This is a genomic window from Stenotrophomonas sp., from assembly GCF_035634915.1.
Classification (GTDB): domain Bacteria; phylum Pseudomonadota; class Gammaproteobacteria; order Xanthomonadales; family Xanthomonadaceae; genus Stenotrophomonas.
Map to the genome: position 1 here is coordinate 377,481 of NZ_DASQCB010000005.1, position 23,398 is coordinate 400,878.

General features: G+C 66.5%; 19 protein-coding genes. 9 read left to right on the plus strand and 10 right to left on the minus strand.

From position 1 onward, the window contains the following. Positions 1-89 precede the first annotated feature (89 nt). From recF to dnaA, 3 genes are all read right to left on the minus strand, one after another. Positions 90-1,184: a DNA replication/repair protein RecF gene (gene recF / locus VER16_RS05820; RefSeq protein WP_324806189.1), complete on the minus strand. Its 1,095-nt coding sequence runs from the start codon at positions 1,182-1,184 to the stop codon at positions 90-92. 875 nt (positions 1,185-2,059) lie between these two features. Further along, on the minus strand, positions 2,060-3,160 hold the full coding sequence (dnaN, locus tag VER16_RS05825) for a DNA polymerase III subunit beta (protein ID WP_005411731.1): 1,101 nt from the start codon (positions 3,158-3,160) through the stop codon (positions 2,060-2,062). 274 nt (positions 3,161-3,434) lie between these two features. Next, positions 3,435-4,766, minus strand: a complete 1,332-nt coding sequence (gene dnaA / locus VER16_RS05830; protein WP_324806191.1) for a chromosomal replication initiator protein DnaA — start codon at positions 4,764-4,766, stop codon at positions 3,435-3,437. 254 nt (positions 4,767-5,020) lie between these two features. Between dnaA and rpmH the strand changes: the two genes are divergently transcribed. From rpmH to VER16_RS05860, 6 genes are all read left to right on the plus strand, one after another. Further along, positions 5,021-5,161 carry a 50S ribosomal protein L34 gene (rpmH, locus tag VER16_RS05835; RefSeq protein WP_005411729.1) on the plus strand — a complete coding sequence of 47 codons (141 nt, stop codon included), beginning with the start codon at positions 5,021-5,023 and terminating at the stop codon, positions 5,159-5,161. Between the two features lie 5 nt (positions 5,162-5,166). Next, positions 5,167-5,661 (plus strand): ribonuclease P protein component, encoded by a 495-nt coding sequence (rnpA, locus tag VER16_RS05840; protein WP_324806193.1) that lies wholly within the window; start codon positions 5,167-5,169, stop codon positions 5,659-5,661. Further along, a complete protein-coding gene (gene yidC, locus VER16_RS05845) occupies positions 5,661-7,379 on the plus strand; it encodes a membrane protein insertase YidC (RefSeq protein WP_324806195.1) in 1,719 nt (572 codons plus the stop codon). The genes rnpA and yidC overlap by 1 nt, the downstream gene beginning before the upstream one ends. 94 nt (positions 7,380-7,473) lie before the next feature. Then, positions 7,474-10,149, plus strand: coding sequence for a polysaccharide deacetylase family protein (locus VER16_RS05850; protein ID WP_324806197.1), 2,676 nt, complete (start codon positions 7,474-7,476; stop codon positions 10,147-10,149). Between the two features lie 3 nt (positions 10,150-10,152). Next, complete coding sequence (mnmE, locus tag VER16_RS05855) at positions 10,153-11,502, plus strand: tRNA uridine-5-carboxymethylaminomethyl(34) synthesis GTPase MnmE (RefSeq protein ID WP_324806199.1); 1,350 nt, start codon at positions 10,153-10,155, stop codon at positions 11,500-11,502. 168 nt (positions 11,503-11,670) lie between these two features. Beyond that, positions 11,671-12,780 carry a glycerophosphodiester phosphodiesterase gene (locus tag VER16_RS05860; protein ID WP_324806201.1) on the plus strand — a complete coding sequence of 370 codons (1,110 nt, stop codon included), beginning with the start codon at positions 11,671-11,673 and terminating at the stop codon, positions 12,778-12,780. Positions 12,781-12,876: 96 nt separating this feature from the next. Here the strand turns inward: VER16_RS05860 and VER16_RS05865 are convergent, their stop codons facing one another. Then, positions 12,877-13,647 (minus strand): rhomboid family intramembrane serine protease, encoded by a 771-nt coding sequence (locus VER16_RS05865; RefSeq protein ID WP_324806202.1) that lies wholly within the window; start codon positions 13,645-13,647, stop codon positions 12,877-12,879. Positions 13,648-13,754: 107 nt separating this feature from the next. Then, on the minus strand, positions 13,755-14,717 hold the full coding sequence (locus VER16_RS05870; RefSeq protein ID WP_324806205.1) for a TerC family protein: 963 nt from the start codon (positions 14,715-14,717) through the stop codon (positions 13,755-13,757). Positions 14,718-15,092: 375 nt separating this feature from the next. On the opposite strand from VER16_RS05870, the gene VER16_RS05875 reads away from it, so the two are divergent. Both VER16_RS05875 and VER16_RS05880 read left to right on the plus strand, forming a co-directional pair. Further along, the gene (locus tag VER16_RS05875; RefSeq protein WP_324806207.1) at positions 15,093-16,262 is read left to right on the plus strand and encodes a class I SAM-dependent rRNA methyltransferase; all 1,170 of its coding nucleotides are present in this window, start codon (positions 15,093-15,095) and stop codon (positions 16,260-16,262) included. Between the two features lie 101 nt (positions 16,263-16,363). After that, complete coding sequence (locus tag VER16_RS05880; protein WP_324806209.1) at positions 16,364-17,605, plus strand: dipeptidase; 1,242 nt, start codon at positions 16,364-16,366, stop codon at positions 17,603-17,605. Between the two features lie 48 nt (positions 17,606-17,653). Here VER16_RS05880 and VER16_RS05885 read toward each other — a convergent pair whose 3' ends face one another. Beyond that, positions 17,654-19,081 carry an amino acid permease gene (locus VER16_RS05885; protein ID WP_164073020.1) on the minus strand — a complete coding sequence of 476 codons (1,428 nt, stop codon included), beginning with the start codon at positions 19,079-19,081 and terminating at the stop codon, positions 17,654-17,656. A 144-nt stretch (positions 19,082-19,225) separates the two neighbouring features. Then, positions 19,226-20,221 carry an aldo/keto reductase gene (locus VER16_RS05890; RefSeq protein ID WP_324806212.1) on the minus strand — a complete coding sequence of 332 codons (996 nt, stop codon included), beginning with the start codon at positions 20,219-20,221 and terminating at the stop codon, positions 19,226-19,228. A 121-nt stretch (positions 20,222-20,342) separates the two neighbouring features. Between VER16_RS05890 and VER16_RS05895 the strand changes: the two genes are divergently transcribed. Then, positions 20,343-21,245, plus strand: a complete 903-nt coding sequence (locus VER16_RS05895; RefSeq protein WP_324806214.1) for a LysR family transcriptional regulator — start codon at positions 20,343-20,345, stop codon at positions 21,243-21,245. A gap of 65 nt (positions 21,246-21,310) precedes the next feature. Here the strand turns inward: VER16_RS05895 and VER16_RS05900 are convergent, their stop codons facing one another. From VER16_RS05900 to VER16_RS05910, 3 genes are read right to left on the minus strand one after another with little or no spacing between them, the layout of a single operon-like run. Continuing rightward, a complete protein-coding gene (locus tag VER16_RS05900; protein WP_324806216.1) occupies positions 21,311-21,760 on the minus strand; it encodes a hypothetical protein in 450 nt (149 codons plus the stop codon). Further along, a complete protein-coding gene (leuE, locus tag VER16_RS05905; protein WP_108770547.1) occupies positions 21,757-22,386 on the minus strand; it encodes a leucine efflux protein LeuE in 630 nt (209 codons plus the stop codon). Before leuE ends, VER16_RS05900 begins: the two co-directional genes overlap by 4 nt. Positions 22,387-22,394: 8 nt before the next feature. Then, positions 22,395-23,375, minus strand: a complete 981-nt coding sequence (locus tag VER16_RS05910; protein ID WP_324806218.1) for a LysR family transcriptional regulator — start codon at positions 23,373-23,375, stop codon at positions 22,395-22,397. Between the last annotated feature and the right edge of the window lie 23 nt (positions 23,376-23,398).

Consider the following 23,398-nt stretch of genomic DNA (forward strand, 5'->3'; position numbering starts at 1 on the left):
GATCGGTCACCGCACGAGGCGATGGGCCGGGTAAGAAGGGGTGCAACCTGAATTATACCAGCCGGGCCTTGTGGGCCCTGATGTAGCCACTATGGCACAGCCACGATCTGTGCATGTTCCACGTGGAACCGGGTGATATCGGTGAGATCCACCAGGGCCGCCGGGGTCTCGGTGGCCGTTACGAAGATCTGCGCCGGACCGGCCAGCAGACGCTCGAGGACACGGGCCTGATGTGTGCGGTCCAGTTCCGATGCCAGATCGTCCAGCGCGATGACCGGCCACTGGCCGCGCTGTTCGGCATAGTCCTCGGCCTGGGCCAGCAGGCAGGCGAGGGCGGTGAGTTTGGCCTGGCCACGTGAGAGAGCGTCCCGGCCGGGAATACTGTGGAAATCGACGCTCCAGTCGGCCCGGTGCGGACCCACCGAGGTATAACCGGCCTGGCGGTCCCGATCGCGGGCCAGCAGCAGCGCATCGGCCAGTGGCAATTCGTGCCGGCGCCAGCCCGGGCTGAGATCCAGACCCTGGATGCCCAACTGCGGTGCCAGGTCCGCTGCCAGGGCGATGGCCCGTTCCTGCAGCCGTTCGAGGTAATGCTGACGGCGGCTGGTCAGCGGTTCGCCGGCCTCGGCCAGCTCATGGTCCCAGGTATCCAGCATCCGCGTGGGCCCGCCCTGTTTCAATAACGCATTGCGTTGCTTGAGGGCGCGGGAATACCGTCGCCACAGAGAAAGAAAGTCTGGTTCCACGTGGAACAGGCCCCAATCGAGGAAACGACGGCGTGGCTCGCCCCCACCGCTGACCAGGGCATGGCTGCCTGGTTCAAAGGTCACAACCGCCAGTGCCGCACAGAGATTGCCGAGCTGGGCAACGTCTTCGCCATCCAGACGCCCCTTCCAGTCCTGCCCGCTATGGCGGAGACCTGCCTTGCGACGGTGCGGCGGGTGATCGGCGCGCTGTTCGTCCCATTCCACGAAGATTTCCAACGCTTCCTGGCCCTGCCGAACCAGGCCATCGCGCACCCGGCCACGGAAACTACGGCCATACGCCATCAGGTGCAGAGCCTCGAGCACGCTGGTCTTGCCCGCACCGTTGTCACCGGTCAGCAGGTTCAAGCCCGGCTGGGGTGACAGTTCCACGGCACTGAAGCGGCGCAGTTGGTTCAAGGCGAGGCGGCGGATCAGCATGGGACGCGGGGGACCATCCGCTCGGGGCGGTAGCAGGGCAGGGAATCCATCAGCTTACTGCATCGGTCAAGACCGCCGGTGCGGGCATGGCTTTGCTGGTGGAGTTCACCGGTCTCGGCAGTCGAGGCGGTTCCACGTGGAAATCGATGCGACCAATCCATGGGACAGGGACGCTGGCAAGGCCTGGATTTCTTGAAATCTGCAGCAACCAGCAGGGTGCTCGCCCTCAGAATCCAGCGAATTTCACCCCTGCGTGGAACCGTATCCGCGCGTTGCAGCCAAGGCAGCGGACGACGTTACCGTGGATTCCTTGAAATCTGCAGGGCAGGGCTACGAAGCGTTCCACAGATTTCAAAGAATTCAGGGAACTCGTTCCACGCTGTCCACAGCGGGCCTGTATGACTTATACACAAGGTCTGGGCAATCTGTGGATAAAAAAGCGCATTTCAGCCGTCTGGAAAACTATCCACAGCTTCCCCCCCAGCCCCAAGTGCCCATATACAGGGGGTTTCAGGCACACAAATCCTTTTTAAATCAATTAGATAACTATGTTTTCCACGAAATCTGGCCCTACCATCACCACCATGCTTTAGATTTATACCCAGATTTAAAAGCTAGGGCAGCGCCTTTCGAGCAGAAGTCCAGGCTGTGGACAGTGGCGTCAGCAGAGGGCAGATCGGTTTGCTGAGAACTTCCCGGAATCCGACGACTGCCGTTTATCCATCGAGCCAGGAATCCATCGCGATCCAGGAAGCAGTGATCAAAGCGGCAACGCAGAATTCCCGTTCTCCCAATTCCCATCAATGCTCCACGTGGAACAAAAAAACGCCCGGATCTACCGGGCGTCTTCTGTTTCACGTGGAACAGCGCAAACGTCAGAGACGCAGCGGCATCACCACATGGCGCGACTTCTCGCTGCTGGATTCACGCACCAGCGCCGAGGAGTTGGAATCGCGCAGCTGGATGATGACTTCCTCGTCGCGCAGGGCGGACAGGGCATCCAGCAGGTAGTTCACGTTGAAGCCGATGGCCAGATCGCTGACCGTGGTGTCGGCCTCGATCTCTTCCTGGGCTTCTTCCTGCTCCGGGTTGTGCGCGCTGATCTTCAGGTTGCCCGGCGAGACTTCCACGCGAATACCGCGGTACTTCTCATTGGACAGAATCGCGGCGCGCTGCAGCGAAGCACGCAGGGCTTCACGGTCCACCTTCACTTCGCGGTCGGCGCCGATCGGGATCACCGCCTCGTAGTCAGGGAAACGACCGTCGATCAGCTTCGAGGTGAAGGTGACATCGTCGCGCTTGACGCGGACGTGGCTGCGGCCGACTTCCAGCTCGATCTCGCGATCGCCGCTTTCCAGCAGTCGCTGCAGTTCGGTCACGCCCTTGCGCGGCACGATGATCTGGCGCTTGGAACCGCTGGGCTTGGCCAGGTCGGTTTCACACAGCGCCAGGCGGTGGCCGTCAGTTGCAACAGTACGCAGGGCATCACCGCGCAGGTCGAACAGCAGACCGTTGAGGTAGTAGCGCACGTCCTGCTGGGCCATCGCGAACGCAGTGCGCTCGATCAGCTCCTTCAGGGTCGCTTCGCCGATGGCCACGCGCTCGGTGGCTTCCACTTCATCCACCGACGGGAAGTCGTTGGACGGCAGGGTTGCCAGAGTGAAGCGGCTGCGACCGGCCTGCACGGTGATCTTGTCACCGGTCTGCGAGACGGTGATCCGGCTGCCGTCGGGCAGGGCGCGGATGATCTCGAACAGCTTGCGGGCGGGGATGGTGGTTTCGCCGTCCTGGGCATCTTCAACCGCGATCCGCGACACCATTTCCACTTCCAGGTCGGTACCGGTCAGCGACAGCTGGCCGTTCTGCACCTGGACCAGGAAATTGGCCAGAACCGGAAGGGTCTGGCGGCGTTCGACCACGTTGACGACCTGTGCCAACGGCTTGAGAAAGGCTTCGCGCTGCAGTGTGAAACGCATGTGGTTCCGTGCCCCTATGCTTTAAAAAATGTGGAATAAATCAAAAGCTTGGTGGTGCTGGTAGAGACAGAATCGCTGGAAAACAATGCTAAGTCTTTGTAATAAAAAGGATTTCCAGCCTCGAAACCCTCTGCATTACCGTCCCCCAGGGGGGGGGAAAGCTGTGGATAAATTTGACGCGTTTTCCGACGCCTTTTTTATCCACAGCTCATCCCGCGCTTGCTACCGGATTCTGCACCGTTTTGTGCGATGACGCCTCATCAGCGTCCGTGCATCATTCGCTCAGCTTCCGGATCAGCTTGTCCCAGTCCTCGCGGAGCTTGCCGTCGGTTTCCATCAGGGTCCGGATCTGGCGGCAGGCATGCAGCACCGTGGTGTGATCGCGACCGGCAAAGGCATCGCCGATCTCGGGCAGGCTGTGCTCGGTCAGCTCCTTGGTCAGGGCCATGGCGACCTGGCGCGGGCGGGCCAGCGAACGGGTCCGGCGCTTGGACAGCAGATCCTTGATCTGCAGGCCGTAGTAGTCGGCAACGGTTTTCTGGATGTTGGGAATGCTGATCGCCTGCTGCTGGGCGCGCAGCAGGTCGCGCAGGGTTTCCTGGGCGAATTCGGTGGTGATCGCGCGGCCGGTGAAATTGGCGCGGGCGGTCAGGGTATTGAGCGCACCTTCCAGGTCGCGCACGTTGGAGCGCATCTTCTTGGCGATCAGGAACGCAACATCATCGGGAATCTCGGCACCACGCTCACGCGCCTTGGCCAGGACGATCGCGGCACGGGTCTCGAAGTCCGGCGGTTCGATCGCGACCGACAGGCCCCACGCAAGCCGCGACTTTAGGCGCGCTTCCAGGCCCTCGACTTCGCGCGGGTACCGGTCGCAGGTCAGGATGATCTGCTGCTTGCCGTCGAACAGCGCGTTGAAGGTGTGGAAGAACTCTTCCTGGGTGCGGTCCTTGCCGGCGAAGAACTGGATGTCGTCGATCAGCAGCGCGTCCACCTGCTGGAACTGGCGCTTGAACTGATCCATGGTCTTTTCCTGCAGGGCCCGGATCATCGCGCTGAAGAACTGTTCCGAACGCAGGTACAGCACCTTCGCACCCGGGTTGGCCTGGCGCATGGCGTTGCCGGCGGCGAACATCAGGTGGGTCTTGCCCAGGCCGGTGCCTCCGTACAGCAGCAGCGGATTGTGCGCGCGGTCGCCCGGCTTCTGCGCCGCCTGGAAGGCCGCAGCCAGGCCCAGCTGGTTGCTGCGGCCTTCGACGAAGTTGGCGAAGGTGTAGTGGTTGTCCAGGTTGCCGGCGAACGGCACCTGCGGCTCGGCCACCACTGCCGTCGATGCACTCGAAACCGGCGCGTTCTGCGCCTCAGAGGGCCGCGGGCGCGAGCCGATTTCAAGGAAAACGTCGCCGAAACCTGCGAAGTGCGTCAGCAGCTCGCGGATCCGGGCCAGGTACAGCTCGCGCACCTGGTCGACGATGAAGGCGTTCGGGGCATACAGCACCAGGCTGTCCGCGCGCAGATCGGCCTGCAGCGGCTTCAACCAGGTGTGAACATCTTCCGGCGGAAACTCCGCTTCAAGGCGTTCGAGACTTCGGGACCAGGCATCCATCGGCAATAATCGTCCGGTGGCCTGTGGATAGGCGCGACAATGCGCCCAAACACAGGCCTGAAAGGGGGAAATGGATGGCTCAGACTACCACCGAGCGCCCGGCTTCGGAATGCTTGTCCCCTACTTATTCACAAAAACATCCACAGCTATTGCACAGGCCGATGAATTCGCGTAGTCACCAGGGGTTGACGCGAGGGGGGAGACCTCTCTAGAATTTCCGGTTCTTTCCCGTCCCATTCATACGAGAGGCCCACATGGCCACCAAGCGCACCTACCAGCCCAGCAACCTCAAGCGTAAGCGCGACCACGGCTTCCGTGCCCGTATGAAGACCGCTGACGGCCGCAAGATCCTGTCGCGTCGCCGCGCCAAGGGCCGCAAAGTCCTGAGCGCCTGATTGCCATGCCGCACATCGCGGCAGACGCAATCCCTTCGACAGTGAATACTGCAGACCCGCGCAAGCGATTTCCTCGCTCTGCGCGGGTTCGCACGCGTGCCGAATATTCAACGGTCTTCAACGGCGCCCGCCGTGTGTCCGATCCGCTGATGACCCTGCACTGGCTGCCGGCTGACCGGCCGGCCAGGCTGGGTCTGGCGGTTTCCCGCAAGGTTGATCCGAACGCCGTCGGGCGTAACCGGATCAAGCGCGTCCTGCGCGATATCCTGCGTCAGACACGAACCGATATCCAGCCAGGCGACTTCGTCGTCGTGGCCCGTAGTGCTGCGCGTTCTGCCAGCAACGACGAGATCCGCCAGACCTTCCTGCGCCTGCTGCGGCGCCTGCGCGCATTGCCCGCGCCGGGCGCGGACGGCACAATGCCGCCGCCAGATGGCACTGCATCTCCCTCTTTGACCGAGCCGGCATCGCGTCCCGGCACCGCCGAGCCTGCCCGCTGATGAACCAGACCCGCGTATTCCTTATTTTTGCCTGGCTGATGGTGGCCGTGCTCCTGTGGATGGAGTGGGGCCGTGAAAAGGCTGTCCCGACTCCCGTTCCGACCACGCCCTCGGCCCAGGCGGCCGCACAGAGTGTTCCAGGCGCGACCCCGGGCAGCATCCCCAGCGCGCAGGTCCCCGGTGCCCCGGGCCAGGCCGCGGCGCAGCAGGCCCAGGCCAGCGCCACCCCGGCCGCGCAGCGCGTGACCATCACCACCGACGTGCTGCGCCTGGTGGTGGACGGCGGCCGCGTGCTCGACGCCGAGCTGCTGCAGTTCCCGCAGTCCAAGGACGAAGGCAGTGCGCCGGTGCGCCTGCTGACCGAAGACCCCGCGCATCCGTACAGCGCGATCAGCGGCTGGGCCAGCGAGGACAGGAACACCCCGGTGCCGGGCGCCGATGGCTTCAAGCTGGTCGGTGACGTCCGCGACTTCGTCCTGGCCGACGGCCAGAACGAACTGCAGATCCCGTTCGTGTGGACCGCCGACAACGGCGTGACCATCAAGCGCACCCTGACCGTCTCGCGCAACGAGTACGCCGTGCGCTTCAAGGACGAAGTCAGCAACACCGGCGCCGCCCCGTGGAACGGCTACGTCTACCGCACCCTGGACCGTACCCCGACCATCCTGTCGCGGAACATGACCAACCCGGATTCGTTCAGCTTCAACGGTGCCACCTGGTACGACAACGACAAGAAGTACCAGCGTCGTGCGTTCAAGGATTATCTGGACGACGGCGCGCTGAACCAGAACATCACCGGCGGCTGGCTGGCGATGCTGCAGCACCACTTCTTCACTGCCTGGATCCCGCAGAAGGACCAGACCGCGCACTACGTGCTGTCGCAGGTGGCCGGTCGTGACCTGATCGAAGCGCGTGGCCCGGCCTTCACCGTGGCCCCGGGCCAGTCCACCAGCACCGAAGCGCGCCTGTGGGTCGGCCCGAAGCTGGTCAACCAGATCGCCAAGGAAGACGTGCCGGGCCTGGACCGCGTGGTCGACTACAGCCGCTTCTCGATGATGGCGGTGATCGGCCAGGGCCTGTTCTGGGTGCTGAACCAAGTGCACAAGCTGGTTGGCAACTGGGGCTGGGCGATTGTCGGCCTGGTGGTGCTGCTGAAGCTGGTGCTCTACCCGCTGTCGGCCGTGCAGTACAAGAGCGGTGCGAAGATGCGCCGCTTCCAGCCGCGCATCGCGCAGCTGAAGGAACGCTATGGCGATGACCGCCAGAAGTTCCAGACCGCGATGATGGAGCTGTACAAGAAGGAAAAGATCAATCCGATGGGCGGCTGCCTGCCGATCCTCATCCAGATGCCGATCTTCTTCGCCCTGTACTGGGTGCTGGTCGAGTCGGTCGAACTGCGCCAGGCGCCGTGGCTGGGCTGGATCCAGGACCTGACCGCACGCGACCCGTACTTCATCCTGCCGATCATCAACATGGCGGTGATGTGGGCTACGCAGAAGCTGACCCCGGCACCGGGCATGGACCCGATGCAGCAGAAGATGATGCAGTTCATGCCGCTGGTCTTCGGCGTCATGATGGCCTTCATGCCGTCCGGCCTGGTCCTGTACTGGGTGGTCAACGGCGGTCTGGGCCTGCTGCAGCAGTGGTGGATGACCAAGCGCCACGGCGGCGAGCCGCTGCCGGCGACCACCGCCCCGGCCCCGGTCAAGAAGAAATAAGCCGACCGACCCGCAAAAGCCCGCCGCAAGGCGGGCTTTTCGCATGCAGGGTTAGAATCGCCCGCACACCGCGTCCCCAGTCTCCGAGTCCGCCATGCCGCGTGCGCCGTCGTTCCGCCTGTTCCTGCCCTCGCTGCTGTTGACCCTGGCCGTTGCCGGCTGCGGCGACAAGGAGGGCAAGGAGCCCGCCACCGCTACTGTCAGCCAGCCCAGCGCACAGGCCGCCGCCGCCGCCGATCCGGCCGCCGCACCGCTGCTGGCCGCGTTGCAGAACCAGCTCGATGGCTACCGCCGCATCGTGGTCCTGCTGGCCGATGAAGAAACGCAGAACGATGCGGACAGGCAGACGTCCGCCCGCATCGGCCAGCAGCTGTTCCACGATGGTCTGGAACAGCGCACGGCCATCGCCGCGCAGTTCGACAGCCTGCTGCGCGGTGGCAGCCCGCAGCGCTTCGCCACGCTGGGCACCGTGCTGGACTACATCGAATCGGCCCCGGAACTGTTCGATGCCGATCGCCTGGCCTTCCGCGAAGTGCTGCGTGACCTGCACGACCGCGTCGGTGCCGATTCCTCGCTGCCGGCGGTCAAGCTGCACCAGCGCATCGGCGAGGACCTGGACGCGCTGGACGAGATCGAGCGCAACTACAACCAGGAACTGACCCGCATCTTCAGCCGCTTCGAGCGCACCCGCGCCATCGACCTGAAGCGCGAGAAGTGGGAGGACTACATCGCCCACCTGCACAAGGACTACAGCCGCGAGGCGATCCTGCGCGACTACGGGGTGATCGAGCCGTACCCGATGTCGATGAAGGACAGCGACCGCGAGATCTTCGGCCGCGACCTGCCGGCCAAGACCGTGGTGCTGACCTTCGACGACGGCCCGCACAAGGCCTACACCGATGAAGTGGTGGCCATCCTCAAGCGCTACGACGTACCGGGCGTGTTCTTCGAAGTGGGCCGCAACCTGGGCAAGGTCGAAGCCGACGGCAAGGTCAGCCTGGGCCCGATGGCCAGGATCAGCCGCAACCTGATGGAAGAGGGCTACGCGGTGGGCAACCACAGCCTGACCCACGCCCAGCTGTCGCGCACCACGGGCGAGGCACTGCGCCAGCAGGTGCTGGACACCGACACCCTGCTGAAGGATGTCGACAGCAAGCGTGCGCCGCTGTTCCGCTTCCCCTATGGCGCACGCAACGCTGAAGGCCTGCAGCTGCTCAACGAAGCCGGCCTGAAGTCGATCATGTGGAACATCGACTCGATGGACTGGGCCGACCCGGTGCCGGAATCGATCGTGCAGCGCGTGCTGGGCCAGGTGAACAAGGAACAGCGCGGCATCATCCTGTTCCATGACATCCACGACCGCGCGGTGAAGGCGCTGCCGCAGATCCTGGATCGGCTGATTGCCGATGGCTACCAGTTCGCCGGCTGGAACGGCCGCGAGTTCACCGTCGCCCGTGCACGCAAGGGTGCCAGCAGCGATGCCACCGTCACCACCGGCTACGAGAAGTCGTGGGCGATCGTGGTCGGCATCGACAACTACGCCAAATGGCCGAAGCTGGAATACGCCAGCCATGATGCACAGGCAGTGGCCGACACCCTGACCGGCCAGTTCGGTTTCCCGTCCTCGCAGGTGATCGTGCTGAAGAACGAGCAGGCCACCCGCAACAACATCCTGGCCGCCTTCCACGACCGCCTGGCCGACGACCGCACCGGCAGGAACGACCGGGTGTTCGTGTTCTTCGCCGGCCACGGTGCGACCCGCCAGCTCGCCTCCGGGCGCGACCTGGGCTACATCATTCCGGTGGATTCGGACCCGAAGGAATTCGCCACCGACGCCATCGCGATGACCGACATCCAGAACATCGCCGAGAGCATGCAGGCCAAGCACGTGATGTTCGTGATGGACGCCTGCTACAGCGGCCTGGGCCTGACCCGCGGTGGCCCGTCGTCATCGTCGTTCCTGCGCGAGAACGCACGCCGCAGCGCGCGGCAGATGCTGACCGCCGGCGGCGCGGACCAGCAGGTGGCCGACGCCGGCCCGAACGGCCACTCGGTGTTCACCTGGGTGCTGCTGCAGGCCCTGGCAGGCAAGGGCGACCTCAATGGCGACGGCCTGATCACCGGCACCGAACTGGCCGCCTATGTGGCGCCGGCGGTGTCGGCCGTCTCGCAGCAGACCCCGGCCTTCGGCAGCCTGCCCGGTTCGCAGGGCGGCGAGTTCGTGTTCCAGGTGCCGGACAGCCAGGAATATCTCAACGCCGATACGCGCCAGCTGACGGCCGATGCCATCGCACTGAACAACAAGGTCGATGCCGCGCAGGATGCCAAGGGCGCGCAGGCGCCGGTGACCGTGGCCGACCTGCAGGGCGGCAAGGCCAGGCTGGTGGTGCCTACCGCCGGCCCGGCCTCGGACCGCCAGCGCGCGCAGCAGGCCAACGACCGTGGCCTGCAGCTCTACCGCGAGAAGCAGTACGACGAAGCCGTCGCGCAGTTCACCGAAGCGTTGAAGCTGCGCCCGGACTTTGCCCAGGCGGCCAACAACCTCGGCTTCGTCTACTACCGCCAGCAGCGCTACGCCGAAGCGGCGCGCTGGCTGGAAAACACCCTGAAGATCGACCCGTCGCGCGCGGTGGCCCACCTCAACCTGGGCGACGCCTACTTCAACGCCGGCGACAAGGCCAAGGCGAAGCAGGCCTACAGCACCTACCTCGCCCTGCAGCCGCAGGGCAGCGGGGCCGCGCAGGCGCGCGCGCAGCTGGAGAAGCTTTGAGCCATGAACGATGTGACCCGCACCGACACCATCGTCGCCATCGCCAGTGCCCCCGGCGCGGGCGGTGTCGGCCTGCTGCGCCTGTCCGGCCCACGTGCCGCCGCCATTGCCACCGCGCTGGGCGCGCCCACGCTGCGCCCGCGCCACGCGCACTACGCGCGGCTGCGCGATGCCGACGGTGATGTGATCGACGATGGCATCGTGCTGTGGTTCCCGGCGCCGAACAGCTTCACCGGCGAAGAGGTGGTGGAACTGCAGGGCCACGGCAGCCCCGTGCTGCTGCAGCAGCTGGTCGCGCGCTGCATCGCGCTCGGCGCGCGCCAGGCGCGGCCCGGTGAATTCAGCGAACGCGCCTTCCTGAACGGCAAGCTCGACCTGGCCCAGGCCGAGGCCATCGCCGATCTGATCGCCGCCGGTGACAACCGTGCCGCGCGTGCGGCACGTCGCTCGCTGGACGGCGTGTTCTCGCGCCGCATCGAGGCGGTGGTCGAACAGCTGGTACTGCTGCGCATCCACGTGGAAGCGGCCATCGACTTCGCCGATGAACCGCTGGATACCCTGGGCGGCGCACAGGTGCGGCATGGGCTGGAACAGGCGCGCGCTGATCTTGCCCTGCTGCGCCGTGATGCCGAGCGTGGCCGTCGCCTGCGCGATGGCCTGCATGCGGTGCTGATCGGCCCGCCGAATGCCGGCAAGAGTTCCCTGCTCAATGCCCTGGCCGGCAGCGAGCGCGCCATCGTCACCGACATCGCCGGAACCACCCGCGACACCCTGCGCGAGACCATCCGCCTGGACGGCCTGGAGCTGACCCTGGTCGACACGGCCGGCCTGCGCGACGGCGGCGATGCCATCGAACGCGAAGGCATGCGCCGCGCCCATGTGGAAATCGAGCGCACCGATCTGGCGCTGATCGTGCTGGACGCGCGCGACCCGTCCGCCGGCGAAGCCGCGCTGGGCGAAGCTGTGGCCGCCGTGCCACACAAGGTCTACATCCACAACAAGTCGGACCTGCTGGGCACGTTGCCGGTGCTGGACGACCCGGACCGCGTGTTCGTTTCGGCCGCCACCGGTGCCGGCCTGGAAGACCTGCACACGCGCCTGCGTTCGATTGCCTCGGCCGGGGCAGGGGAGCAGGTGGATGGCGAATTCTCCGCACGCACCCGCCATGTGGATGCGATTGAACGCGCGCAGGAACATGCGCAGCGTGCCGATGGCGAGCTGGTGCACGAGCACCTGGAGCTGGCCGCCGAGGAACTGCGGCTGGCGCACGATGCGCTGGGCGAGATCACTGGGCAGATGAGTGCCGATGATCTGCTGGGCAGGATCTTCTCCAGCTTCTGCATCGGCAAATAACGCAGGGGTCAGGCTCTGCTAGATGCCAACCTTGGTTGGCATACGGCCCCGGCAGAGGCAAACGGAGGTTGGGGTCAGAGCCCCTGCGGGGATCCGACCCCGGGTCCCCCACCTGTCATATTCCCGCCGCATACTGATCCCCATCACATACCGCTTGGGGAAGTCGCAGTGAAGTCGTGGGGTTGTGCGTTGCTGTTGTCGCTGGCCGTGGCACCATCGGTGGCCATGAGTGCTGAATCTTCCACCACCAGCACCGGTGCCAAGGCATCGGTCTACGGCCATCGCGGCGCCAGCGCGCTGCTGCCCGAGCACACGCTGGCCGCCTACGCCCAGGCCATCACCGATGGTGCCGACTACATCGAACCGGACCTGGTGATGACCAGGGACGGCGTGCTGGTAGCCCGCCACGAGAACGAGATCGGTGGCACCACCGACGTGGCCGAGCACAAGGAATTCGCCAAGCGGAAGACCACCAAGGTCATCGACGGCGAGAGCGTGACCGGCTGGTTCACCGAAGACTTCACCCTGGCCGAGCTGAAGACCCTCTATACCCGCGAGCGCCTGCCGGAGCTGCGCAGCACCGCGTTCGACGGCCAGTTCCGCATCGCCACCCTGGACGAGATCCTGGCCTTCCTGATGCAGCAGGCCGGCCGCGCCAACCGTGGCATCGGCCTGGTGCCGGAGATCAAGCACCCGACGTACTTCCAGTCCATCGGCCTGCCGATGGAAGACAAGGTGCTGGCCGCGCTGCGCGGCAACGCCTACACCGCCGTCGCGCCGGTGACGATCCAGTCGTTCGAGACCGCCAACCTGCGCTACCTGCGTGGGAAAATCGGCCGTGGCAGCAACATCCGCCTGCTGCAGCTGCTGTGGAAGGGCGATGCCCGTCCGGCCGATGTCGCCAAGGCCGGTGGCACGCTCACCTATGCGCAGATGATGACCCCGGCCGGGCTGAAGGACATCGCCAGCTACGCCGATGGCATCGGCCCGGAGCTGCGTTCGATCATCCCGCTGGAGGCCAACGGTGCGCTGGGCACGCCGACAGCGCTGGTGCGTGACGCGCATGCGGCCGGCCTGATGGTGATCCCGTATACCTTCCGCCCGGAAAACCACTTCCAGGCCAGCAACCTGCGCAAGGGCGCCGACAGCGCGCGCAACCCGGAAGGCTCGATTGCCGAGATGCGCGCCTACCTGGCCACCGGCATCGATGCGTTCTTCACCGATGACCCGGCGCTGGGCCGGCAGGCGGTGGATGGCGTGGGCGCGGCTGCGAACTGAGCGGCTTGGGGCGTGCCCTGGTAGGTGCCAACCTTGGTTGGCACACAACAATCGCGCCGACCAAGGCCGGCCACCACCGGGCAATGACGCGACGCTTCAACCGCGCGGGTCTTCCGGCCGGCGGAACGGAATCACCACGTAATCCTGCCCCTCGCGCGGCTGCCACAGCACCGGCACGCGGCGCGGCGAGGGCGGCTCCAGCTCGTCGTCGGCCAGCGGCTCGACTTCGTCTTCCTCGTCCTCCCAGCTGTAGTGCGGGCGCGGCGTCATCGGGTCGGCGTTGCGGAACAGCAGCGCGGCGATGATGCCGGCGAAGGCGCCGCCCATGTGCGATTGCCAGGACACGCCGTCGGCATGCGGCAGGATGGTCATCAGCATGCCGCCGTAGAACAGCATGCCGATCAGGCCGGTGGCGATCGCCGCGCGGTCACGGCGCAGCAGGCCCAGGCTGGCCAGCAGGAACATCAGGCCGTGGGTCACGCCGCTGGCACCCAGGTGCACACTGCCGGGGTTGCCCAGCATCCACGCGCCGATGCCCGAACCCAGCCACAGCAGGGGCAGGGCACGCACGGTGGCCTTCGGGTATACGCTGCCGGCCAGGGTGCCGAGGATCAGGATCGCAAAGCCATTGGCGGCGATGTGTTCGACCGAGGCATGCAGCATCGGACCGCCGATCAGCCCCAGCAGGCCCTTGGCCTCCAGCGGCGCGACCGCCCACGGCCGCCAGTCGAAGCTGCCCTGCAGGGCGAACACGGCCAGCAGCACCAGCACGGCGCCGAGGCTGACATTGAACGCCCGCAGGATGCGCATGCGGTCGTTGCGGGGGGCCGGCACGTCACCGGCGGGCAGGGGCGTGTTGTTGTCCATACCTCAGCAATGGCGGTGGCCGGCGCGAAACCAAGGCCACCGCTACGGGAAAGTGGAGGCGGCCGACGGGACAATCCCACCGGCCGCGCGCTGCATACCGGTCAGGCTCAGGCCTGGCCGGCGTCTTCCTTCGGCGGGTACTTCAGGCTGAGCACCACGGTGGCGGCGATGATGACCGCGACCACGCCCAGCGACACCGGGGTCGGGATCTTGAACAGGTCGATGATCATCATCTTGATGCCGATGAAGCCCAGCACCAGCGCCAGGCCATACGGCAGCAGGTGGAAGCGGTCGGCCATGCCGGCCAGCAGGAAGAACATCGCACGCAGGCCCAGCACCGCGAACACGTTGGAGGTGAGCACGATGAACGGGTCGGTGGTGATGGCGAAGATGGCCGGGATGCTGTCCACGGCGAAGATCACGTCGGTCACCGCGATCAGGATCAGCACCGCGAACAGCGGGGTGAACCAGCGCTTGCCGTCGCGCATCACGCTCATCGCGTTGCCGGCGTAGTCCGGCAGCAGGCGCAGGTGCCTGCGCATCCAGCGCAGGGCCGGGTTGGTCTCCAGGTCCGGCTCCTGGCCGGCGGCGAACCACATCTTCCAGCCGGTGAAGAGCAGGAAGGCACCGAACACGTAGAGCAGCCAATGGAACTGGCTGATCAGCACGCTGCCGGCGAAGATCATGATCGTACGCAGCACGATCGCGCCAAGGATGCCGATGATAAGCACCTTCTGGCGCTGTTCCTCCGGCACCGCGAAGTAGCTCATGATCATCAGGAAGACAAAGATGTTGTCCACCGCCAGGGCCTTCTCGACCAGGTAGCCGGTCAGGAATTCCAGGCCGACCTTGTTGGCCACCACCTGGCCGGCGGTCTCGCTGAGGTAGTACCAGAGGCCCGCGTTGAACAGCAGGGCCAGCACGACCCAGCCGATGGACCACCACAGGGCCTCCTTGAAGGTGACCTTGTGCGGTCCGCCATGTCGCATCAACACCAGGTCGACGAGCAGGGCGATGATGACCACCGCCACGAAGCCGCCCCACATCCACACATTACCGATCGTCTGCATTGGGAATATCCGTTGGAAAGATGAATGCCAGGCCGGACGGCGAGGATCTGCAACGGAGGATCGGGAGGGGGATCCAGGGACAGAGCTTCGCCAGTACGGCGAAGGTCTCGCTCGCAACCCCACGCGGGTGGGATTGCCGTTGCACCGGAGCCTGCGGGCTCGAATTGACGGCGACAACGTCTGGGAGCTACTCCCCTTCTGGGGCCGATTCTGCGGCCTGGCCGGGCCGCCGTCAAATGGGGCGGCGGGGTCGGATCCCCAACGCGGCTCCGACCCCATTCCTCGCCCCGGTAGGTGCCAACCTTGGTTGGCACGCTGGTCGCGGTCAGAGCCCCGTTGGGGATCCGACCCCGGCGGCCGGTTTACAATAGCCCGATGAATACCCCCCTTCCCGTTGTCCGCCTCAAGAACGCGTGGCGCTCCAGCCACCCGTGGATCTTCCAGAAACTGGTCGAGAAGCCGACCGTCCGGCCCAAGCCCGGTTCCATCGTCGACGTCGTCGGCATCGATGGCGAGTTCATCGGCCGTGGCTTCTACAACGGGCACTCGCGCATCGCCGTGCGCATCCTCGAAACCGACCCGAACGTGCCGGTCGATGCCGGCTGGTTCTCGCGCAAAATCGCCCAGGCGGTCGAGCTGCGCCGCGGCGTGCTGAAGCTCGATGCGGTGTCCGACGCCTGGCGCGTGGTGCACAGCGAAGGCGATGGCCTGTCCGGCCTGGTGGTCGACCGTTACGGCGACCTGGTGGTGGTCGAATTCTTCGCCGCCGGCATGTTCCGCCATCGGGAATGGATCTACGACGCCCTGCGCGAACAGTTCCCGGGCTGCCGCTTCCACAGCTTCGCCGACGAACATGTGCAGAAGCAGGAAAGCTTCGACTTCCACGGCAACACCACCACCGAAGCGTCGGTGATCACCGAGTACGGCATCAAGTTCCGCGCCGACCCGGCCGGTGCGCACAAGACCGGCTTCTTCGCCGACCAGCGCGAGAACCGTGAGTGGCTGAGCCAGCAGGTGGAAGGCAAGACCGTGCTCGACCTGTGCTGCAACACCGGCGGCTTCGCCGTGTACGCGGCGGCGCGTGGCGCTTCGGAAGTGGTCGGCATCGACATCGATGAAGATGTCATCCAGATCGCCAAGGGCAATTCGCGCCTGAACAACGTGCGCCCGAAGTTCGTCCAGTCCGACATCTTCCCGTGGCTGCGCGATGCCGCCAACCGCGGCGAGCAGTACGACGTGGTGATCCTGGACCCGGCGAAGATGACCCGCGACCGCGACCAGGTCATCACTGCGCTGAAGAAGTACCTGGACATGAACAAGCTGGCGCTGGGCGTGGTCAAGCCGGGCGGCCTGTTCGCCACGTTCTCCTGCACCGGCCTGGTGGCCGAGGACCAGTTCCTGGACATGCTGCGCCGCGCGGCCTATTTCTCCGGCCGCACGATCCAGATCCTGAAGGTGGCCGGCGCCGGTCCGGACCATCCGTTCATGGCCCACGTGCAGGAATCGCGTTACCTGAAGGCCGTGTTCTGCCGCGTGGTGGACTGATTCCAACGTGTAGAGCCGAGCCCACGCTCGGCTCGCGGTGCTCTACAAATCTGCTGGCCACGGCGCTATGGTCGGGCTCTTCTCCTAACCGGTGAGAGCCCATGCCGTCGCTGCGTCGCCTGTCCCTGCTGCTTGCCCTGGCGCTGAGTGCGCCGCTGTCTGCCCATGCCATCGAGTTCAGCGCGCAGGAGCTGGCCCGCGCCAAGGCCCTGCAGCAGCGCCTGCTGACCCTGGACAGCCACCTCGACACGCCGGCCAACTTCGGCCGCGTCGGCTTCGACATCGAACAGCGGCACGACCACAACGCGCTTTCGCAGGTGGATTACCCGCGCATGGTCGAGGGCGCGCTGGACGGTGGCTTCTGGGCGATCTACACCGACCAGGGCGACCGCAGCGCCGCCGCCCACCTGGCCGAGCGCGACCATGGCCTGCAGCGGCTGCTGGAGATCCGGCAAATGCTGGCGGCCAACCCCGAGCGCTTCGAACTGGCGCTGACCGCCGATGATGCGGCGCGGATCAAGGCTGCCGGCAAGCGCGTGGTCTACATCAGCATGGAAAACGCCAGCCCGCTGGTGGAAGATCCCAGCCTGCTCTCGTTCTACCACCGCGCCGGCCTACGCCTGCTGAGCACGGTGCACTTCGCCAACAACGAGTTCGCCGATTCGGCCACCGACCCCAAGGGCGCGGAGTGGAAGGGCCTGAGCCCGGCCGGCAAGGACCTGGTGCGCGCCGCGGTGAAGCTGGGCATCGTCATCGACCAGTCGCATGCGTCCGATGCAGTGTTCGATGACCTGCTGGCGATGATGCCGGTGCCGTTCGTGCTCTCGCACAGCTCGGCCAAGGCGGTCTACAACCACCCGCGCAACCTCGACGATGCGCGCCTGCGCCAGCTGGCCAAGGCCGGTGGCGTGATCCAGGTGAATGCCTATGGCGGTTACCTGATCGATACCGCCAAGACGCCCGAACGCAAGCAGGCCGAAGAAACGCTGAGCAGGCAGCTGGGTGGCTGGGAAGGCATGACCATCGCCCAGGGCGTTGCCCTGCAGCAGGCCGAGCAGGCGCTGGACCATGAACACCCGATGCGCCACGCAAGCCTGGACGACTTCTTTGCCCACTTCGAGCACATCCTCAAGGTGGTCGGCCCCGAGCATGTGGGCATCGGCCTGGACTGGGATGGCGGCGGCGGCCTGAGCGATCTGCCCGATGTCAGCCAGCTGCCGAAGATCACTGCGTGGCTGCTGCGCGAGGGCTACAGTGAGCAGCAGATTGCCGGCATCTGGGGCGGCAACCTGCTGCGGGTGATGCGCCAGGCGCAGGATTACGCGGCAAAGCAGGGCGGCTGACCGCCCTGAGGAAATGCCGGCCAGCGGCCGGCACTACCGGTGATGCGTTTATTTCGCGATCAACGCATTGCGACGGCTGTACAGGAAGTACAGCACCAGGCCGACCACGTTCCACACCAGGAAGTACAGCTGGGTGGTGTGCGGCAGGCTGATGAACAGGTAGATGCAGCCCAGCGCGGCCAGCGGACCGACCACGAAGGCCAGCGGCGTGCGGAAGGTACGTGCACGGTCCGGTTCGCGCAGGCGCAGCACCACCAGGCAGATGCCCACCGCGGTGAACGCGGCCAGGGTACCGGCGTTGGCCAGTGCGGCGATTTCGTCCAGGCGCGCCACGCCGGCCAGCGCCGATACAACCACCGCGGTGAACAGCGTGGTGGCCACCGGCGTGCCGGTGCGTGCGTTGACCTTGGACAGACCACGCGGCAGCAGGCCATCGCGGCTCATCACGAAGAAGATGCGGCTCTGCCCGTACAGGAAGGCCAGCAGCACGGTCGGCAGGGCGATGATCGCGATCACGCCGATCACCATGGCGGCGGTCGGATGGCCCAGCTGGCGCATGATCAGGGCGAGCGGTTCAGCGCTGTGGCCGAACACCGCGTAGCTCATCGCACCCACCGCAGCCAGCGCCACCAGCACGTAGACGATGGTGCAGCCGATCATCGAACCGATGATGCCGATGGACAGGTCACGGCCCGGGTTCTTGGTTTCTTCTGCCGCAGTGGAGATCGCATCGAAGCCGTAGAAGGCAAAGAAGATGATCGCCGCCGCCGCCATCACGCCGTGTTCGACGCCATCGGGACCCATCGACTTGGCAAAGCCGTACGGCATGAACGGCTGCAGGTTGGCGCTGTCGAACGCGGGCAGGGCCACGGCCACGAAGATCGCCAGCGCAATCAGCTTGAACACCACCAGGATGGCGTTGAGCGTGGCGCTTTCCTTGGTGCCGGCCATCAGCATCAGCGCGACCAGCCAGGTGATGACGATCGCCGGCAGGTTGATGAAGCCACCGGCGACATGCGGGCCCGCAGCGAGTGCGGCCGGCAGGGTGATGTTCCAGCCGAACTGCGTATGCGCCCATTCGAGGAAGCCGACGAAGTAGCCGGACCAGCCGACCGCCACCGTACTGACCACCAGCGAGTATTCGAGGATCAGGCTCCAGCCCACCACCCAGGCGAACACCTCGCCCAGCGCGCTGTAGCTGTAGGTGTAGGCGCTGCCGGCCGCCGGCATCATCGTCGACAGCTCGGCATAGGACAGCGCCGCGCAGGCGCAGACCGCACCGGCGATGGCGAAGGAGATCAGCACCGCAGGACCGGCCAGGTTGGCGCCGACGCCGATGAGCGTGTAGATGCCGGTACCGACAATGGCGCCGATACCCAGCGCGATCAGGTGCGGCCAGCTGAGGGTCGGCACCAGGCGCCGGCCGGCTTCGTGGACAGTGACGGAATCTAGTGACTTGCGCCGGAGCAGGGACATGCAGGCCTCGGAAGGGGATGACTTGGAACGACAAGTCCCCGAGTGTGACCGAACGCAGCGCAGCATTACCACTGACGGGGGTCATGCCTGGCCGGGCGCGCGCTGCGCCCCGACCAGGCTGCCGGAATCGGCACAATCCGGCGGCTACGACTCGATGTTGGCCATGCCACTGACCGAATAGCGCTCGCCGGCCGCGGCGTTCAACGGGAAGGCCGCATCCAGCGCGTCCAGCGTGGCGGCATCGAGTTCGACCTGCAGCGCACCGAGGTTCTCGTCCAGCCGTGCCCGCCGCGTCGTGCCCGGGATCGGCACGATGTGCTCGCCGCGCGACAGCACCCAGGCCAGGGCCAGCTGCGAGGCGGCGATGCCGCGTTCGGCGGCCAGCGCCTGCACGGTGTCCACCAGCGCCAGGTTGCGCTGGAAGTTCACGCCTTCGAAGCGCGGCGAGGTCCGCCGGTAATCGTCGGCCTCGAAATCATCCGGGCTGCGGATGGCACCGGTCAGGAAGCCACGGCCCAGCGGCGAATACGGCACGAAGCCGATGCCCAGTTCCGCCGTGGTGGCCAGCACCCCGTTCTGCTCGGGTTCGCGCGACCACAGCGAGTACTCGCTCTGCACGGCGGTGATCGGGTGCACCGCGTGGGCCCGGCGCAGGGTGGCCGCCGAGGCCTCGGACAGGCCCAGCCAGCGCACCTTGCCCTGTTCCACCAGGCGCGCCATCGCACCCACGGTGTCCTCGATCGGCACGGTCGGGTCGACGCGATGCTGGTAGTACAGGTCGATGTGGTCCACGCCCAGGCGGCGCAGGCTGGCCTCGCAGGCGGCCTGCACATAGTCCGGGTGGCCGTTGACCTGCCGTGCCTGCGGGTCGGAAGGGTCCAGGCCGATGCCGAACTTGCTGGCCAGGAACACCTGGTTGCGGCGGCCGGCGATCGCGCGGCCGACCAGTACTTCGTTGGTGTGCGGGCCATACACATCGGCGGTGTCGAGCAGGGTCAGGCCACGGTCCAGCGCGTGCTGGATGACGGCAATGGCGTCCTCCTCACTGCTGCGGCCGCCGTAGTAGGCGCTCATGCCCATGCAGCCCAGGCCGAGGGCGGACACGGTAGGGCCGGCGGGGCCGAGGGTACGGGTCTTCATGCGGATCTCCTTGGGGGAAGCGCCTCGCCCGGATGGGCGGCGGCGTGGGGCTTAGCTTCCTCCTGTCGATCATGTGGATAAACTGCGTACAACCTGACTAACCTTGAAGGCTGGCTTCACAATGGATGCCTCCGCTCCGCTGACCGCCGTGGTCGCGTTTGTCCACGTCGCCGAGCATGCCAGCTTCACCCGCGCCGCCGATGCGCTGGGCGTGTCGACCTCGGCGTTGTCGCAGAGCGTGCGCGCGCTGGAAGCACGGATGGGCGTGCGCCTGCTGCAACGGACCACGCGGCGGGTGGGCCTGACCGAACACGGCGCGCGTTTCCTGCAGCGGGTGCGGGGCGGCCTGGACCAGATCGACCAGGCCTTCGCCGAACTGGACAGCGCGCGCTCGGTGCCGGCCGGGCGGCTGCGGGTGACCCTGCCGCGCATCGTCGCCGACCGCATGGTGCTGCCGCGGCTGCCCGATTTCCTGGCGCGCTACCCGCAGGTGCAGGTGGAACTGTGCGTCGACCCGGCACTGACCGATCTGGTGGGCGAGGGCTTCGACGCCGGCATCCGTCTGGGCGAATCACTGGCCCAGGGGATGATCGCGGTGCCGGTCGGGCCGCCCGAGCGGCAGGTGGTGGTGGCGACGCCGGCCTACTTCGAACGCCATGGCGTGCCGCAGACCCCGCATGACCTGCAGGGCCACGCCTGCATCGTGCACCGCCTGGCCAACGGCCGGCCGATGCCCTGGGAGTTCAGCCGCGAGGGCCACGAGCTGGACGTGGAAGTGAGCGGGCGGCTGGTGTTCAACGATGCCGGCGTCGCCCATCGTGCCGTGCTTGCCGGGCTGGGCATGGCCCAGGGCTTTGCTTCGCTGATGGCCGACGACATCGCCGCCGGGCGACTGCAGAGCGTGCTGCAGGACTGGCAGCCGCCGTTCCCGGGCTTCCATCTGTATTACCCGGCGCGCGAACAGATGGCACCCAAGCTGCGGGTGTTCATCGATCACCTGCGCGCGGAACTGCACGACCGGTAGAGTCGAGCTTGCTCGACTGCTCCGTCGCCTTTGTAGAGTCGAGCCATGCTCGACTGCTCTTTGCTTCAGTCGAGCAGGCTCGACGCTAAGGTGAGCGGTTCGACACCCGGCCAATGGCAGCCGTCTTCCTGCCACGCCTCAAGGTCTTCACTGAACTCCGTGCGGCGCCCATCGCGCGCGCGTTCGTAGCTGAACCCGTAGACGCGCGCACCCTGCGTGGTCAGGTAGTAGCGTCCGTTGAGGCGGCCCTCGATGCGCTCTTCCCACACGCTGTCGAACTGGTAGGGGCGGTCTTCGGCCAGCACCGTGGTGTCCAGCGAAAGCTGCTGCACGTGCAGCCGCGCGCGCTGCCCGGCGTACTGCACATCGGCGCTGCCATCGTCCAGCCAGCGCCACAGCAGGTGGATGCGGTCGTTGCGGCCGCCGGTCAGGCAGCGATGGTCCTGCGCCGTTGCCGCCGCCGCGGTGTTGGCCAACAGCACCGCGCACACCAGCACTGCCAGCCGCCGGATCATCCGTTCAACCCCAGGCGGATGCCGAAGCCAACCAGAAACAGGCCGGCCACGCGGCGCAGCACGGTGCTGATGCGCGGGTGCTGGATCAGGTGGCGACGGGCCAGGTTGCCCGCGCCGATCAGCAGCGAGCAGTAGGCCACGCTGACCACGAAGATGATGCCGGCCAGCGCCGCGAAGGTCGCGATGCCGTGGTGCGCCTTCGGATCGATGAACAACGGCAGGAAGGCCATGTAGAACAGGATCGCCTTCGGGTTGAGCAGGCTGACCAGGATCGCCTGCTGGAAGTAGCGGCCGGGCTGCATGCGGATCGGGCCGGCATCACCGCCCTCGGTCTTCGGCGTGCGCAGCAGGCTGATGCCCACCCACACCAGGTAGGCCGCGCCGAGGTACTGCACGGCGTGGAAGACCAGCGGGTTGGCTTTCAGCAGTGCGGCCACGCCGGCCAGCGCCAGCCACATCAGGATCTGGTCACCAAGCAGCAGGCCGGCCAGCGCGGTATAGCCGCCACGCACGCCGCCGCGGCCGGTGGCGGTAAGCAGGGTGAAGGTGCCGGGCCCGGGCAGGGCGAGGAACACCAGCACGGCGAGCAGGAACGTCCACAGGTCCTGGATGCCCATCCACGGCATGGCATGGCTCATTGTTGTTGCGGGGGGGCGCCATTGTCGGCCACTGCTGCGGCCGGCGACAGGGGGCCGCCCTCGCCACCGGGCAGGCCGGACAGCAGCGGTTGCAGATGGCCGCGCAGCTGCGCGTGCAGCTGCCGCACCGCTGGCGAGAACTGCTTGCGGTGCGGGCACACCAGCTGCAGCGGGATGTGGCTGCCGACGCCGTCCAGCAGCACCTGCAGGCGGCCTTCCAGCACGTCCTGCCGCAGGTCCAGCCAGGATTTGTAGGTGATGCCTTCACCGGCCACGGCCCAGCGCCGCACCACGTCGGCGTCGTCGCAGACCAGCGGGCCGCGCACCGGCACCACCACGCGCCGGCCCTCGACCTCGAACGCCCAGCGGTCGTGGGTGCGTCCGCCCAGCTGGTAGGCCAGGCAGTCGTGCTCGCGCAGGTCCTCCAGCCGCGCCGGTACGCCACGCCGCTGCAGGTACGCGGGCGACGCCGCCAGCACGCGGCGGTTGCCCTCCAGCAACGGCAGGGCCACGTAGCTGGCATCGTCGAAGTGGCCCAGGCGGATCGCCACGTCCACCGGGTCGCGGAACACGTCGGCCACCTCGTCGGACAGGCGCAGGTGCAGCCGCAGCCGCGGGTGCGCGGCGCGGAACGTGGCCAGCCACGGCAGCAGCAGGTTGCGGCCGAAATCCGATGGCGCCGACAGCTGCAGGGTGCCGTGCAGGTCGGCGTCCTCGCCCTGCACGCGGGCCTGGCCCTCGCGCAGGGTCGCCAGCACGTCCTGCGCGTAAGGCAGGTACAGCGCGCCCTCGCCGGTCAGGCGGAGGCTGCGGGTGGTACGCACGAACAGGCGCAGATCCAGCTCGCGTTCCAGCCGCGCCACCGCGGCGGCCACCTGGCCGGGCAGCAGGTCGGCCTCTCGCGCGGCCTGCGAAAAGCTGCCCAGCGCGGCGGTGCGGACGAACAGCTGCAGATCGTCGAAACGGATCATTTTCATTGCCCGAGTGAAAGTGCTGATCG